Consider the following 15984-nt stretch of genomic DNA (forward strand, 5'->3'; position numbering starts at 1 on the left):
TTAGCGCTGACAGCGCGGGCAGAAAAACGTGGTGCGCTGAGCGTGTTTCTTACTCTCAATGGGCGTACCACATGCGCGGCAAGGCTCGCCCGTTCTGCCGTATACCTGCAGTTCCTGTGCAAAATATCCTGGCTTCCCATCTGACTGTAGAAAGTCTTTCAGCGTCGTCCCGCCCTGTTCAATAGAGCGCAGCAATACCGCTTTGATGGTTCTCACCAGCAATTCCGTCTCATCACGTTTGAGCGAATGTGCAGGTCTGTCAGGTGAAATACCGGCAACAAACAGGGATTCGCTGGCATAGATATTCCCGACGCCGACCACCAGTTTGTTATCCATCAGCCAGGGTTTGATTGGCGATTTCTTCGTACGGGATTTCTCAAACAGATAATCTGCGTTGAAATCCTCGCTCAGCGGTTCCGGCCCCAGATGGGCTAAGACATTACTGGCCGCCAGATCAGAAGACCATAACCAGGCACCAAAACGTCGCGGATCGGTATAACGCAGCACATGGCCGGTATCCATCACCAGATCAACGTGGTCATGCTTACCTGCTTCAGTTTCTTCCGGCAATACCCGCAAACTGCCGGACATGCCCAGATGAATGATAATCCATCCGGTTCGCAGCTCAACCAGCAGATATTTTGCCCGACGCTGCACACTCAGAACCGGCTGATCGCTTAACGCTAAGATCTCCGCCGAGACAGGCCAGCGCAGGCGCGGATTACGCACAATGGCATGCAGTATCGTGTGACCTTTCAGATAGGGTTCAATCCCTCTGCGGCTGGTTTCAACCTCAGGTAATTCCGGCATAATTTCCCCTTGAGCAAAATCGTGTTCAGAGTGTGTCGCAGACACCGACATCAGGCAAATAAAAGTCGCACTAAATGGAAATCACGAAATTCAGGCAATAAAAAACCCGGCCGGAGCCGGGTTTTAGCAATCCACTAAAATTATTTAATTTTAGCTTCTTTATAGATCACGTGTTGACGGACAACTGGATCGAATTTCTTCAGTTCCAATTTTTCCGGCTTAGTACGCTTGTTCTTCGTGGTGGTATAGAAGTGACCAGTACCAGCAGAAGAAACCAGCTTGATCTTCTCGCGAACACCTTTAGCCATGATGCAGTTCCTTAATACTTCTCACCGCGGGCACGCAGATCGGCCAAGACCGTCTCAATACCCTTCTTATCAATAACACGCATACCTTTAGCAGATACACGCAGAGTTACAAAGCGCTTCTCAGCCTCAACCCAAAAACGGTGGGAGTGCAGGTTCGGCAGAAAACGGCGTTTGGTCGCGTTCATTGCGTGGGAACGGTTGTTACCGCTCACCGGGCGCTTGCCAGTAACTTGGCAGACTCGGGACATGTCTATTCTCCAAAAATCAAATCAGCTCGAGCTTCGTATAGGGTATGGCCGCCTCGTCAGGCTTTTAGAGCCCATCTCAGCAAACTCCACTGAGAACCGACTCACTGTCGTCGGGTAAAAAACCAATTCATCAGGTCAGAAACCTGCTGAGATAGGCTCTTAACGCCAAACCCAAGATTCTCAAAGGTGGCGTAGTATACGCTCTGTAGCGTAAGTGCTCAAGTCCCGAACAGCTAAAGATCCCTAAGGATCTTCAAAAAACAAGGCTAAATCCAGCCGCGTTCGGCAAAAGATACCGTTTCTCCGTGGCCTACAACCAAATGGTCAAGGACACGAATTTCCAGCAACTGGCACGCTCGAATAATCTGTTCAGTCACTTTTCTGTCCATCAGACTGGGCTCAGCCCGACCGGATGGGTGATTATGCGCCAGAATTAGGGCTGCCGCATTAACCTTCATCGCACCACGAACAATTTCGCGGGGATACACTTCTACGTGCCCAATAGTACCAGCAAACATCTCCTCATGGCGAATAACGCGATGCTGGTTGTCGAGAAAAAGTACCAGGAACACCTCTCTTTCCCGAAAAACGAGTAAATTCTGCAAATATTCACGGATAACCTTGGGGCTGAGCATCGCATTTTCGGCACTCAGGTGGCGCAGATAGGCGCGGCGGGATAATTCGGACACCGCCACAAGTTGCGAAAACTTGGCAACCCCCATTCCTTTCGTGCGCGCCATGGCATCAAAATCCGCCATCAGTAACTGATGCAATGAACCGAACTCTTCCAGCAGATTCTTTGCGAGGTCCATCACATGCAATCCCCGGCATCCTGTACGCAGGTAAATCGCCAGCAATTCCTGATCCGTCAGCTCTTTCGCCCCTTGCTGCAATAATTTTTCGCGCGGTGGCATCACTCCCGGCCACTGGTTTTGCTGTTTCGTCATCCTGACTCCTTTTTTGCGGCGATTGTGTCACAGCATTCTCCCAGTCATAACGTCCGGTATGTCGGCTTGCGAGATGTTACGCAGAATTTTTATTACTCAACTTTCGACGCATCGCCAATAGCTGTCATCATTCCCCGTTATGCTAAAATGTCGCTTCTTTCAGCTTTCAACCAATCGGACAATGATGATGACGGGACTTTCCGGCAAACATATTGTGCTCGGTATCAGCGGTGGTATCGCTGCCTATAAAGCACCAGAACTGGTACGTCGCTTACGTGAAAGAGGCGCTGAAGTTCGCGTCGTCATGACAGAAGCGGCGAAATCTTTCGTGACTCCGCTGAGCCTGCAGGCTGTTTCTGGCTATCCGGTTTCTGACGACCTGCTTGATCCGGCGGCCGAAGCGGCAATGGGACATATCGAGTTAGGGAAATGGGCAGATTTAGTCATTATCGCGCCTGCCACAGCGGATTTGCTGGCTCGCATGAATGCTGGCATGGCAAATGATCTGCTGACGACGGTGTGTCTGGCGACAGCGGCACCGGTCGCGGTACTTCCTGCGATGAACCAGCAAATGTATCGTGCGGCCATCACGCAAGAAAACCTGCAAAGCCTGGCAGCACGGGGCACATTGTTGTGGGGGCCGGACAGCGGCAGTCAGGCCTGCGGCGATGTTGGCCCGGGACGTATGCTGGACCCGCTGGTGATTGTGGATATGGCCAATGCGCATTTCTCTTCGCGCAAGGATCTGGCGCATCTGAATATTATGGTGACCGCAGGCCCCACCCGTGAGCCGCTGGATCCTGTCCGCTTCATCAGTAATCACAGTTCCGGCAAAATGGGTTTTGCCATTGCCAAAGCCGCCGCTGAACGTGGTGCCAAAGTGACGCTGATAGCCGGGCCGGTGACGCAACCAACGCCTGCCCGTGTTCACCGTATTGATGTGGAAAGTGCGCTGGAGATGGAGCAAGCCGTCCAGCTTTCGGCAGCTTCTCAGCATATTTTTATTTCCTGCGCTGCCGTGGCAGATTATCGCGCAGAACGTATTGCTGATGAGAAGATCAAAAAGCAAGGCGATGAAATCACTGTAAAAATGATTAAAAACCCTGACATCGTCGCTGGCGTCGCGGCCATGACAGAAAACCGGCCTTACGTCGTGGGGTTTGCCGCTGAAACCCAGAATGTGGAAGAATACGCGCGGCAAAAAAGGATCCGTAAGAATCTGGATCTGATCTGCGCCAACGATGTTTCACTTGCCGGGCAAGGTTTCAACAGCGATTCCAATGCCTTGCATCTTTTTTGGCAGGACGGGGATAAAATCTTACCACTCAGCGATAAGTCCCTGCTTGGCCAACGTTTATTAGAAGAGATTGTCAGCCGTTATGATGAAAAAAATCGACATTAAAATTCTCGACCCGCGCATCGGTTCGACTTTCCCTTTACCGGCTTACGCGACACCGGGGTCTGCGGGTCTGGATTTACGCGCCTGTCTGGATGCTTCTGTAGAACTGAAACCGGGTGAAACCACTCTGCTGCCAACAGGTCTGGCTATCCATATTGGTGATGCTAATCTGGCGGCGGTGATTTTGCCGCGCTCCGGTCTGGGTCATAAACACGGCGTTGTACTGGGCAATCTGGTCGGCCTTATCGATTCAGATTATCAGGGCCAACTTATGGTGTCCGTCTGGAACCGTGGTCAGACAACATTTGTTATCGAACCGGGCGAGCGCATTGCTCAGATGGTGTTTGTGCCTGTCGTTCAGGCAGAATTCAATCTGGTGGAAGATTTTGACGCCAGTGAACGCGGCGAAGGGGGCTTTGGCCACTCAGGTCGCCAATAAGAACCTGTTCAGCACCGCTGATTTTGACGCGATATTGAACAGATCCTTATCACTATCAGACCGTAACAACACGAAGGGAACGAAATAAGCCGCAGGATCACAGCGATTCATGCGGCAGTTGTGCGGTTTCTCCATGATTTTAGCCGTTTTTTAGCAAGGGTCTATTCAGACATGGCAGAGAAAGAAACGACAAAAAGGAACAGGCGCGAAGAGATTTTGCAGGCATTAGCGCAAATGCTTCAGTCCAGCGACGGCAGCCAGCGGATCACGACTGCAAAGCTCGCCGCCAGCGTGGGTGTTTCAGAAGCAGCTCTTTATCGTCATTTTCCCAGTAAAACGCGGATGTTTGACAGCTTAATTGAGTTTATCGAAGACAGTCTGATCACCCGTATCAATCTCATCCTGCAGGATGAAAAGGATACGCTAAACAGAATACGTCTGATTTTACTGCTGATTTTAGGGTTTGCCGAGCGTAATCCGGGATTGACCCGTATTATGACCGGCCATGCCCTGATGTTTGAACAGGACCGTTTGCAGGGCCGCATCAACCAACTTTTCGAGCGGATTGAAGCGCAACTGCGTCAGGTACTGCGGGAAAAGAAAATGCGTGAAGGCAGCGGATTCATCAGCGATGAAACTCTACTCGCCAGCCAGTTACTGGCATTTTGCGAAGGGATGCTGTCACGTTTTGTACGCTCTGAATTCAAGTACAAACCGACTCAGGACTTCGATACCCGCTGGCCACTTATCTCTGCTCAGCTGCAATAAACGCGCAGGGACAAACGTCAAATCTAAAAAGGGCCGAAAGGCCCTTTTTTCATATTATGGCTGAATCATTTTCCCATTTTCATCCAGCATCGCGGTCAATAACGCTGTGCCGTCATCACCTACCCGAAATGCACCATAACGTGCACGGGCGAAACGTTCACCTTGTCCTTCCTGGAAAAAATACGCATTAGTTCCCACCATCAGTGTTCCGGCATTCATATGATAGTTAACCCGTAATTCATCGGGCTTCAGCGGGTCACCGCTATCAAACCGCGCCTGAGTGACCTGCCGGTGTTCATTAACTGCCACAATAATTTTGCCACTAACAGGAAAACAAGGCGTCTGTGGAAGAGAATTACAACCCTGACGTTGCTGGTATAACTCCTCTTGCAAAGATCGCGTGATGGCATAATTGAGAGCCATGTAATCCCCCTGCATCAAAGAACGCGGATCAACCGGCGCAAGCTGCAATATCATTACCGCGCCCTGTTTAAGCACCTGCTCTTTTTGCCAGATACCCGCATTCACTGCGATCAGTGCCAGCAGTATCACTACTCCTGACAGCCATTTCCTCAGATTACGGGTTTGCATAAGCTTCCTCCTTACACACGGGGATCAGTTTTTTGGCTGCAAAGGCCAGCGCCAGCAACACCACGCCGGTGACAAACATCAGAAGGGATTTCTGTAATAAGCTGACGCCGAGGAAGTAATACCAGTCGATAACATACAGCGCGAGGAAACAGCCGCTCGCGGCTAAAATCCCCTGATTTCCCTGATAACGCGCCATCAGGAATAGCCACAGCCCCAGGCCAATGCCCGGCGCATAAAAGGCTGCGGCGCCACACACAACCGCCGTCACCAGATACAGCATTGCTGATGGCGTCTTTTTCACCACAGTCTGATACAAACACACCAGTACTAAACCTGCGGCAATGCCTGCGCCAGTTCCTCCCGAAAGAGGAAAATACCCCGCTGGCCGCCAGAAAACATCGAAGAGAAGCGAGGTGTTAATGGCGGAAAAACACTGCAATATCAGGCCGGAAGGAATACCCCAGAGGAGAGGAAAAACAGCCTCAGCCCATGATGTGGCTTTTAAGTTAATTTGTTCTCTGATAATCCACAGCCAGAAAATCACAATGACAGCAACCAGCGCGGAAACCGCCCAAAAACGGGTGACCGGCGGTAAATACATCCCTGTCAGCAAATTGCCGGAAAGGATCAGCAAAAATGTCAGCGCCGTTATCGCCATAAAGCGGAAAGTACGATCGCGCATTGCCAGCGCCATCAACGCAAGCACCGGTAATGAACAGAGCGAGCCCACCAGGAAAGACATTTCCCAGTCAGGTTCAAAGAGAAGATAGAAACCAAAACAGAGGCCGCAAGTTGCGGCTATCGCCCACGCCAGCCCGATATGATGCTTACTCACGCCCTGCATACGCAAAAGCCCACCCGCAACAATTGCAAGGAGCAGAGAAGGGATAATCACCGTGGCTGCATTGGGGTCATTGAGCAGGTCGACAACATACAGCATCAGAATCAGCAGAAATAAAATAATCATCGCGGCAACCCAGCCACCGATACCCAGTGTCAGTCGCAGGTACCAGGGGAGATGAGAGGAGTGATCGTATTGCTGAATCTCTTCAATTTGCGCCTGACTAAGCAAATCATTTCGGCGTAGTTGTTCCGTCAGCACTGCCATTTCCGTGGAAGAAACCTCGACCGGCTGGCTCTCATAGAGTTTACGCCGCCAGTAGAGCATCAGGGCGCCACATCCCGCCAGCCATAAAGCCATCAGACAGCCCAGCATAAACAGGCCACCCACATCGTAAGAACTGTCGAACATCTGCATGATCAGCACACATCCCACTGCCGCTGCGCTGGCAGTTCCCAGAGTCAGCATGCAGAGATCAGGATAGCGATAACGATAAAAGAAGTAACTCACCACTAAGACTGCCAGCCATAAGGCGGTGACGAAGGGGTGAGGGGTATCGTATCCCCAACCGGATATATTTTCGGCAACAATGCAAGTCAGCACTAATAGCAGGAAACCAGCCATCACCCGGGAAAACCAGCGGCTGGCAAGCCAGGAGTGGGGATTGTGCTTAATGACCCGTATGGCCAGAACTTCGCGAATGATCAGGCACAACGTCTGCGCAATCAGATAGCTGTAGAGCGCAGTTGTGGGGAAATAGTCGAGACCGTCGAATACGGCGCTGTCCATCAGGGACATAGACACCGTGGCGTAATAGAGCTGAAACGTCAGATTGGCAAGTAACCAGGAGCAGAACCACAGACTGTTCTGTCGGGCGATTAAGGCTAAAGGCAGGAAAACAAACAGCCAGGCCCTGAACAGCTCCCAGCTGTCGGCCCCCGTCTGATAAATCTGGCCATAAAGGGCAAACAGAGCACCAAAGCCGAGACCCGCAGCCAGCAAGGCACTGCGTGCAACCCCGTCATACCAGCGCCACCAGACGACGACGGCAAGCGCAACGATCAGTAACTCGGCCAGCGCAAATTTTGCCATCTTTGGCATATCTGCCCAGTTCCAGGCGACAAAGAATACGGCACCGGCCACCAGTGATAACAGACCAAGCAGGGAGAGTAAGGGACCCAGAAATTTCCGCCATTCGGGATAACCCGGCCGGACGCCACAAAAGTCATAAATACGCTGACATGCGGCCGGCGTCAGGCTACCGCTTTTGACCAGACGCTCCGTCTGGCGACAGAGAAACTCTGCCGCCCGCGAAGGCATCCATTCTTTGCTGCCGGCTTCACTTTGTGTCATGACATCCCTGCCTTTGAGATTTTACCCGATATTAAACACCATACTCCTGCCGGTAAGCCCGCACAGCAGCCAGATGGTCAGCCATTTCCGCCTTTTCTTCCAGATACTCAATCAGGTCGGCCAGCGTAATAATTGAAATCACTTTGCAATGATAGTCGCGCTCAACCTCCTGAATAGCGGAGATATCTGCGCGTCCACGTTCCTGACGGTCCAGAGAAATCAATACGCCAGCCAGAGTGGCTTTGTTCGCGTTGATGATTTCCATCGATTCACGGATGGCGGTACCGGCGGTGATCACATCATCGACCAGCATGACACGCCCCTGCAAAGGGCTGCCGACCAGCAAGCCGCCTTCACCATGGTCTTTGGCTTCTTTGCGGTTAAAGCAGTATGGCACATCGCGCTCATGATGCTCAGCCAGTGCAACCGCGGTGGTCGTCGCGATTGGAATACCTTTGTAAGCCGGGCCAAACACTAAATCGAAATCAATTTTGGAATCCACCAATGCTTCGGCATAAAAACGTCCCAGTAACGCCAGATCACGGCCAGTATTAAATAGACCAGCATTGAAGAAGTAAGGGCTGATGCGCCCGGACTTCAGGGTAAATTCACCGAATTTCAAAACCTGTTTGTTCAGTGCGAACTCAATAAACTGGCGCTGATAGGCTTTCATTGATGGTCTCCTCTATAACGTCTTATTTCTTATTGTCAGCCCGCAGGCCATAAAAAAGGCGACTTCTCAGTCGCCTTAAAAAATTATTCCGCCAGCGCCGCTTTCTGCGCCTGGAAGATAGTGTCGATGCCCCCTCTGGCGAGAGCAAGTAAACCGAGTAACTCTTCGTGGCTGAATGGCTCACCTTCTGCGGTGCCCTGCACCTCAATCATGCGGCCATCTTCCATCATCACCACGTTCATGTCGGTTTCTGCCGCTGAGTCTTCGACATACTCGAGATCACACAGCGCTTCGCCTTTCACGATGCCTACGGAAACCGCTGCAACCATGCCTTTCATCGGATTAGCTTTCAGTTTACCTGCAGCTACCAGCGCATTCAGTGCATCCGCCAGAGCAACGCAAGCACCAGAAATGGACGCAGTGCGCGTGCCGCCGTCCGCCTGCAACACATCACAGTCGAGCGTAATGGTGAATTCACCCAGCTTTTTCAGATCCACCGCAGCACGCAGGGAACGGGCAATCAGACGCTGAATTTCCAGAGTACGACCGCCTTGCTTGCCTTTTGCGGCTTCACGCGCATTACGCGTATGGGTAGAACGCGGCAACATGCCGTACTCTGCGGTTATCCAACCTTGTCCCTGACCTTTCAGAAAACGCGGAACACCTTCCTCCACCGTCGCGGTACATAGCACTTTAGTATCACCAAACTCCACCAGCACGGAACCTTCAGCGTGTTTAGTGTAATGGCGGGTCAGTGTTACGGGGCGCACTTGTTGTGCATTTCGGCCTGCTGGACGCATGGATACTTCTCCGGGTCACGAATCATGTTTGGCTGCGCATTATACCCAAAAACATTCAGGTTGCATCAAGGCGGCAAGTGAATGAACTCCGCGAGCTTACTCAGGTAAGCGACCGGAATGAGTAAACGACACCAACGCAGAGGCAACCTGAAGGGTGACGGGGATACGGACTTCAGGAGGTTATACCTATCATGACTGGCATGGCACGGCTATAATTGCTGCATCTTTACATTAACAGGTACGCATACATGATCAGAAGTATGACCGCTTATGCCCGACGCGAAATTAAGGGTGACTGGGGCAGCGCAGCGTGGGAACTCCGCTCGGTAAACCAACGTTATCTCGAAACCTACATCCGTCTGCCCGAGCAATTCCGCAGCCTGGAGCCGGTTGTCCGTGAGCGCATTCGCGCCCGGCTTACCCGCGGTAAAGTCGAATGTAATCTGCGTTTTGATCTCGATCCTGGCGCGCAAAGCACGTTGCAGCTCAATGAAAAACTGGCGAAACAGCTGGTTGAAGCCGCGCAATGGGTGAAAATGCAAAGTGATGAAGGCGAAATTAATCCGCTGGAAGTCCTGCGCTGGCCGGGCGTGATGCTGGCTGAAGAACAGGATCTGGATGCCATCAGCACCGAGTTGCTGCTGGCACTGGAAACAGCACTGGACGATTTCATCAGCGCACGCGAAAGCGAAGGTGCCGCACTGAAAACGATGATCGAACAGCGTCTCGACGGTGTGAGTGCAGAAGTGGTAAAAGTCCGCGCCCAGATGCCAAATATTCTGCAATGGCAGCGCGAGCGCCTGGTCAGCAAACTGGAAGATGCGCAGGTTCAGCTGGAAAATACCCGTCTGGAGCAGGAACTGGTTCTAATGGCGCAGCGTGTCGATGTAGCTGAAGAGCTGGATCGACTTGAAGCGCACGTCAAAGAAACACATAAAATCATGAAGAAAGAAGAAGCCGTGGGCCGTCGTCTTGATTTTATGATGCAGGAATTTAACCGCGAATCGAACACACTGGCATCTAAATCTATCAATGCTGATGTCACGACGTCAGCCATCGAGCTGAAAGTGTTGATCGAACAAATGCGCGAGCAGATTCAGAATATTGAGTAAAGTTTCACGCGATCTCGCATTGTCTCACTAAGTCTCGTCAGGATAAAAAGGCCATTGTAAATCATGGCCTTTTTTGTTTTATATAGTCTCATGAAGTATCACTACAGCGCGTGTTTCGTGTGTACATAGACGTGTACATACCGGCATTAATGACACGCAGTTTATGTACACAGCAATGAGACAAGATAAGCATGGCGAAACTGACAGACATACAGATCAGAGCATGGATAAAATCAGGCGAACATTTTGATGGGCGATCTGATGGAGGTGGACTCTATTTATGCTTCCCTAAGAACTATGCAATACCGTTTTGGCGTTTTCGCTATCGCTTTGCAGGTAAACAGCGAGCAATGGTTATAGGAACGTACTCTAATCTGTCACTCGCTAAAGCGCGTGACACAGCAAAAGAGCTTTCAGCTCGTGTTGCACTGGGTTATGACGTATCAGGAGAGAAGCAAGAGCGTAAAGCAGAAGCACTGAAGAAGATGGAGGAAGAAAAACATGCTCTGCGTGTTTCAGAGTTGGCGGCTGAATACTTCGAGCGTCAAATCCTCAATCGCTGGAAGCATCCAGATATTCTGCGTCGTCGTATCGACAAGGATATCAATCCGACAATAGGGCACCTCAGAATCGAAGATGTCCGCCCCAGACATATTGACGACATGCTGCAAAAAATCGTCCAGCGTGGCGCACCTACAGTCGCTAATGATGTGTTGAGATGGACCCGCCGTATATTTGATTACGGAATAAGACGCCATATGCTGGAAACGAACCCTACTGGCGCTTTTGAAATTGATGATGCAGGTGGTCAGGAAAAAAGCAGAGAACGCTGGTTAAGTCGTGAAGAGCTTGTGAAGTTCTTACAAGCATTGCCAATGACAAAAGGTTTCTCACGTCAGAACGAGATTACAATGAAGCTTCTGTTAGTGTTCTGCTGCCGTAAGATGGAGCTTTGCGGTGCCCGCTGGGAAGAGTTCAACCTTGATGACGCTGTCTGGCACTTACCAGCAGAGCGGGTTAAAAATGGTGATGCGATCGATATCCCTATCCCTGCACCAGCGCTTGCATGGCTAAAAGAACTGCACCAAATGTCATGTAATAGCCAGTGGGTGCTTCCAGCCAGAAAGATGCAGCACCGGATGATCCCCCACATTCAGGAAAGCACATTGCCTGTGGCCTTGAGTAAGGTCAAAAGTAATCTCCCTGATATTCCAAATTTTACTATTCATGATTTTCGACGCACCGCGCGTTCACATCTGGCGGCGTTGGGCGTTGATCCGGTAGTTGCAGAGCGCTGCCTGAACCACAGAATCAAAGGCGTTGAGGGGATTTACAATCGATATCAGTATTTCGATGAGAGGAAGCAAGCACTAGAGCTGTGGGCTGGCTTGCTTGTTTCCTTAGAAAAGGGAGAGGACTATAACGTGACGCCGCTGAGAAAACATATAAATGTATGAAAGGCCGAAAATTAGCGTGCAATTAGAATAAAAAATTTATCATCAAAAGCATATTAACATTAATAAACTATAATTAGAGGAGAACATTTTGAAAGCTATTTATCATTATACGGGGCAAGCAGGATTATTAGGAATAATTGAAGGAAAAACTATACGCTGTACGAATCATAAATTCCTAAATGACCGAATGGAATATAATTATGCAGTCGATACACTAAAAAATCATCATGAGGATATAATACAAAAATTAAACGAAAATATGAAATCGGGTCTAGCAGAAGCTGACATTTGGGTTCAATTTTTTAAAGCCACATCAGATTTTGTAATTAAAAATATTCGTGATACATATGTAGCATGCTTTACTACAAAGCCAGACGACACAAATCACTGGCAAGCTTATGGTAACAAACAAGTCAGTTATGCAATTGAATTTGATGTTACAGAGTTGGAAAAGGCAATTAATATGTCAGGTAGAATAGAATATTCTTCTGAATTACATGAATATTTAGGAGGCCCAAGAGAAAATGATGAAGGAATACCTGGTGGATATCTACTTAAACATTTTAAACCTCGCATTATGTCAGTTTCATATGACCCTTCCCAGATCATTAATATAATTAATTATTCAGAATTTATTGAACTCACAAAAGTCTCCAAAAAATCTAACGATACTGGATCAGTAAAAAAAATAGAGGAGTTTACGTTAGGAATGATTAATAAAGCATTATTTGCATTCCCGACAACAAAGAAAAAAGAGTGGTCGCATGAGTCAGAATACAGAATTGTGCTATCTGAGTCTAAATCAGTTAATCCAGAAACAAAACTAAGGGAGTATGTAAAAGGAAAGGAAAAAATTATAAAGTGGTATGATGCAGGTGCATATCCAGTACCATTCGTTGAGTTTCCAATCAATCCTAAAATTATTAAAAAAGTAACATTCTTGGCTGCCGGTCACAATGAAAGAATCATTGAAGCCCTCGAACTTCTTAAAGGCTTGCATGGCCTTAATTTCAGAATAGAGGCATCTAAAAGCTGTTACTATAAAAACTAAGCATAGTTATACTATTATTAATCCAGCTGGAGATCGTACCGACTTAAATAAGGCCCAGCATTGGCATACATGATGTAAAACTTAGTGCCGAGAAATGGTATCTATTTTATAAACTCATCAAAATGCTGGTGCCATTCTCAATCACCAGCATTTATTTTTTAATATACCTTGTATTCAAATTCTGGGAACTCTAACTTTATTTTCTGTAACCTAGCGCAACTTATATCAGAGATAACATTGCAGCCATATTTTCTGGCGATATGTGTTTCTGGGATTTGACTATTATTCTCCATTAAAATAGTTTTCCTTGTCCCGTTATCGTTACTATTTAGGATAGCTGATGCGTGTGCCGTTGTAGCAGATCCAGCAAAAAAATCTAGGATAACGGCATCAGATTGTCCAATAACATCAAGGATTGCCATTATATAACTTAAGGGTTTCGGTGTATCAAAAATTTTATCACCAAATAGCTTTGTTATTTCATTAGTAGCTCTTTCAGTGTAAAAGGCAGTATTATCCCAAAAAGATCTCACTTTCCTTCTTTTGTCAGTTGATGAGTAATTTTTAACATAAACGACCCCCTTTTTACTTGCATATAACTGCCAAGAGCGTTCACGCGCTGTCTCCTTACCCCATAACCAACGACGCTCTATTCCTTTAGAATCAATCGGGAAAGCCGGTTGCAGACCCATACCCGGCTCGACAAAAACTTCCCCAGTAGATGGATTGAAAAATAAAGGGTAAAACATATTCGGACGATCTGTTCTTAAGCTGGCTTCGCCTTTTTTTCTAAACAACCCATCCACTTTATACTCACCATGCTCATCCTTTTTATCGTAAATGCTAGTATCATCTAAGCACCCATTTAATTTGGCCAATGAAGATTTTCCATAAAGCATTAGATATTCGTGAGTTGATGCAATGTTTTTATTACTACCTTTGCCATTTTTTGAACGGCAAACTACAATATTACCAATGAAGTTATTCTCACCGAAAATATTGTCCATCAATATTTTTAAATATGCAAACTCATAGTCATCTATACTAATGGCTATCACACCTGTTGGCTTCATAATTTCTCTGGCAGCGACTAATCGAGGAAGCATAAACATCATCCACGCACTATGGGTCCCAAAAAAATTAGACGAGTTTGATTTTCTATTGTCATGATATAAAAATTTATTACCAGTATTATAAGGTGGGTCAATGTAACAAACATCGACAACATCATTTATACTAGATGCTAGCTTAGCCAAGCTATAAATATTATCCCCGGCAATAAGTGTACTGCTGGAAATATTATCAAAATCCAACTTTGGATATAAACCTATCAAACTAGAATCCAATAAATCCTCAGAGAAAGACAACCCTAACTTCCCCCCTACATTATTAATTTCATTACTTAACTTAATCATTAGCAATCTTCCTCACTTCTTTTAAAATCAATTATACTATTTTTTATCGAAAGTGAATAGACACACTTGAAAATAATATCAGAGAAATAAAACGTCATGCTGCCATATATAATTGAAAATCAAATTAATTATACATAACACTAATGAATATAAACGCAAATTAAATTTAAAAACACTCTATAATAAAGACCTGCTTTTCATGGCCGATATTTATTAGGTTGAGAATATTTTCCCTAACTAACCATTTAAAAAATCATGTATCACCTAATTGCACTCATCTTAATCTTGGGAAAACTCTAGACTGTGTACCTTAACCTTACTGTGCGGCTAAGGGAGACGGAGAAAAGTACTCTTAAATCTGAAACCGATCCTCTTTGATTTTTTTAGGCGATCGACATATTCCCAGTGGCTTTTCTTTCGCTTCACCGAGACTGAGTTGTACAAAAAAACAGTGACGGGACACATCCTAATACTCTTCCATCTCCTTATCTGCTATGGCATCCTTTAGCCAGCATATGTAGTGGCACACTGAATTTGGCCACCTGAATAGAGGTGATATCATCACCTCACAGTAAAAACAGGTGGCATTATGACCGGACGTAACAGACGCAATTTTAGCCCCGAGTTTCGCCTCGAAGCTGCCCAGCTTGTACTCGATCAGCATTACACCGTTGCCGCCGCTGCTACGGCAATGAACGTCGGCAAATCCACAATGGACAAATGGGTTCGACAACTGAAAGAAGAGCGAGCGGGAAAATCACCCACTGCTTCACCCATGACACCTGAGCAGATTGAAATACGCGAGCTAAAGAAAAGACTTCAACGCGTTGAAATGGAAAGGGATATATTAAAAAAGGCTACCGCGCTCTTGATGTCAGACTCCCTGAACAATTCTCATTAGTTGAGAAACTCAGGGCGCGGTTTCCTGTTGCCGTTGTGTGCAACGTGTTTGGGGTTCATCGCAGCAGTTATAAATACTGGCGGCAGCCCAGGAAGCCTGACGCCACGAGAGTGGCATTACTGAGCCTTGTGCGTGAAGTTTATCGCGAAAGTAACGGCTCAGCAGGAGCGCGAAGCATTGCCGCGATGGTCACCACCAAAGGTATAAAACTGAGCCGCTGGCGGGCAACAAAGCTAATGAAAGCGCTCAATATTATCAGCTGTCAGCAACCTGGCCATCGTTATAAGAAGGCGTCTAAGGAACACATTGAGATCCCTAATTATCTGGATCGCCAGTTTGCTGTTACCGAGCCTAATCAGACCTGGTGCGGTGATGTGACTTATATCTGGACGGGAAAACGCTGGGCTTATCTGGCTATAGTACTCGATTTGTTTTCCCGTAAACCGGTTGGCTGGGCGATGTCATTTTTCCCTGATTCAGCACTGACAGGTAAAGCCCTGTCGATGGCCTGGGAAGCACGGGGAAAACCGGCTAATTTACTGTATCACTCGGATCAAGGCAGTCACTATACCAGCAGGAATTTCAGGCAGTTACTGTGGAGATATCAGATAAAGCAAAGTCTGAGTCGCCGGGGAAATTGCTGGGATAACAGCCCAATGGAACGGTTCTTCAGAAGTCTGAAAACAGAGTGGGTACCGGATAATGGCTACGCTAATTTTAGCCAAGCCAGCACGGCAATAACGAATTACATCACAGGATATTACAGCCAGCTCAGACCTCATCAATATAATGGTGGTTTGACGCCGAATGAATCAGAAAGATTGTTTTGGAAAAACTCTAAAGCCGTGGCCAGTTTTTGTTGACCACTACA

16 protein-coding genes are annotated in these 15984 nt (G+C 47.7%); 7 read left to right on the forward strand and 9 right to left on the reverse strand.

Translation table 11 applies throughout. The annotated features are described in order from the left end of the window. The 4 genes from mutM to radC all read right to left on the reverse strand — a co-directional run bounded on the left by mutM (nucleotide 1) and on the right by radC (nucleotide 2313). Complete coding sequence (gene mutM, locus EX31_RS14455; RefSeq protein ID WP_013577624.1) at nucleotides 1–810, reverse strand: bifunctional DNA-formamidopyrimidine glycosylase/DNA-(apurinic or apyrimidinic site) lyase; 810 nt, start codon at nucleotides 808–810, stop codon at nucleotides 1–3. Between the two features lie 140 nt (nucleotides 811–950). Then, complete coding sequence (gene rpmG / locus EX31_RS14460) at nucleotides 951–1118, reverse strand: 50S ribosomal protein L33 (RefSeq protein ID WP_004392084.1); 168 nt, start codon at nucleotides 1116–1118, stop codon at nucleotides 951–953. An 11-nt stretch (nucleotides 1119–1129) separates the two neighbouring features. Further along, nucleotides 1130–1366 carry a 50S ribosomal protein L28 gene (gene rpmB / locus EX31_RS14465; RefSeq protein WP_004931195.1) on the reverse strand — a complete coding sequence of 79 codons (237 nt, stop codon included), beginning with the start codon at nucleotides 1364–1366 and terminating at the stop codon, nucleotides 1130–1132. Between the two features lie 266 nt (nucleotides 1367–1632). Continuing rightward, nucleotides 1633–2313 carry a RadC family protein gene (gene radC, locus EX31_RS14470; protein ID WP_013577625.1) on the reverse strand — a complete coding sequence of 227 codons (681 nt, stop codon included), beginning with the start codon at nucleotides 2311–2313 and terminating at the stop codon, nucleotides 1633–1635. A 184-nt stretch (nucleotides 2314–2497) separates the two neighbouring features. Here radC and coaBC point away from each other — a divergent pair, with 184 nt between their 5' ends. The 3 genes from coaBC (at nucleotide 2498) to slmA (ending at nucleotide 4919) form a co-directional block, all read left to right on the forward strand. Next, nucleotides 2498–3715, forward strand: coding sequence for a bifunctional phosphopantothenoylcysteine decarboxylase/phosphopantothenate--cysteine ligase CoaBC (gene coaBC, locus EX31_RS14475; RefSeq protein WP_013577626.1), 1218 nt, complete (start codon nucleotides 2498–2500; stop codon nucleotides 3713–3715). After that, entirely contained in the window at nucleotides 3693–4151 is a 459-nt protein-coding gene (gene dut / locus EX31_RS14480) for a dUTP diphosphatase (RefSeq protein WP_013577627.1), read from the forward strand. Before coaBC ends, dut begins: the two co-directional genes overlap by 23 nt. Before the next feature lie 171 nt (nucleotides 4152–4322). Beyond that, complete coding sequence (slmA, locus tag EX31_RS14485; protein ID WP_013577628.1) at nucleotides 4323–4919, forward strand: nucleoid occlusion factor SlmA; 597 nt, start codon at nucleotides 4323–4325, stop codon at nucleotides 4917–4919. A 54-nt stretch (nucleotides 4920–4973) separates the two neighbouring features. On the opposite strand, the gene EX31_RS14490 is transcribed toward slmA, so the two are convergent. From EX31_RS14490 to rph, 4 genes are all read right to left on the reverse strand, one after another. Continuing rightward, complete coding sequence (locus EX31_RS14490; RefSeq protein ID WP_013577629.1) at nucleotides 4974–5510, reverse strand: GDYXXLXY domain-containing protein; 537 nt, start codon at nucleotides 5508–5510, stop codon at nucleotides 4974–4976. Next, entirely contained in the window at nucleotides 5497–7704 is a 2208-nt protein-coding gene (locus tag EX31_RS14495) for a DUF2157 domain-containing protein (RefSeq protein WP_037035353.1), read from the reverse strand. Before EX31_RS14495 ends, EX31_RS14490 begins: the two co-directional genes overlap by 14 nt. A 31-nt stretch (nucleotides 7705–7735) precedes the next feature. Then, complete coding sequence (pyrE, locus tag EX31_RS14500; protein WP_037035354.1) at nucleotides 7736–8377, reverse strand: orotate phosphoribosyltransferase; 642 nt, start codon at nucleotides 8375–8377, stop codon at nucleotides 7736–7738. Nucleotides 8378–8460: 83 nt separating this feature from the next. Then, nucleotides 8461–9177, reverse strand: a complete 717-nt coding sequence (gene rph / locus EX31_RS14505) for a ribonuclease PH (protein WP_013577632.1) — start codon at nucleotides 9175–9177, stop codon at nucleotides 8461–8463. A 248-nt stretch (nucleotides 9178–9425) separates the two neighbouring features. Here rph and EX31_RS14510 point away from each other — a divergent pair, with 248 nt between their 5' ends. The 3 genes from EX31_RS14510 (at nucleotide 9426) to EX31_RS14520 (ending at nucleotide 12797) form a co-directional block, all read left to right on the forward strand. Beyond that, nucleotides 9426–10289, forward strand: a complete 864-nt coding sequence (locus EX31_RS14510) for a YicC/YloC family endoribonuclease (protein ID WP_013577633.1) — start codon at nucleotides 9426–9428, stop codon at nucleotides 10287–10289. Between the two features lie 191 nt (nucleotides 10290–10480). Continuing rightward, a complete protein-coding gene (locus EX31_RS14515; protein WP_037035355.1) occupies nucleotides 10481–11746 on the forward strand; it encodes a tyrosine-type recombinase/integrase in 1266 nt (421 codons plus the stop codon). An 88-nt stretch (nucleotides 11747–11834) separates the two neighbouring features. Then, on the forward strand, nucleotides 11835–12797 hold the full coding sequence (locus tag EX31_RS14520; protein ID WP_037035358.1) for a DUF2971 domain-containing protein: 963 nt from the start codon (nucleotides 11835–11837) through the stop codon (nucleotides 12795–12797). Between the two features lie 158 nt (nucleotides 12798–12955). On the opposite strand, the gene EX31_RS14525 is transcribed toward EX31_RS14520, so the two are convergent. Continuing rightward, nucleotides 12956–14212, reverse strand: a complete 1257-nt coding sequence (locus tag EX31_RS14525) for a site-specific DNA-methyltransferase (protein WP_037035360.1) — start codon at nucleotides 14210–14212, stop codon at nucleotides 12956–12958. A gap of 589 nt (nucleotides 14213–14801) precedes the next feature. On the opposite strand from EX31_RS14525, the gene EX31_RS14535 reads away from it, so the two are divergent. Beyond that, nucleotides 14802–15976 (forward strand): IS3 family transposase gene (locus EX31_RS14535; RefSeq protein ID WP_156106971.1). Its coding sequence is split into 2 segments (ribosomal slippage): nucleotides 14802–15060 and nucleotides 15060–15976, totalling 1176 coding nucleotides; the frame shifts between segments, so codons are not numbered across the junction. The last annotated feature ends 8 nt before the right edge of the window (nucleotides 15977–15984 follow it).

This window comes from Rahnella sp. WP5 (assembly GCF_000745615.1).
In the GTDB taxonomy this organism is placed as follows: domain Bacteria; phylum Pseudomonadota; class Gammaproteobacteria; order Enterobacterales; family Enterobacteriaceae; genus Rahnella; species Rahnella aceris.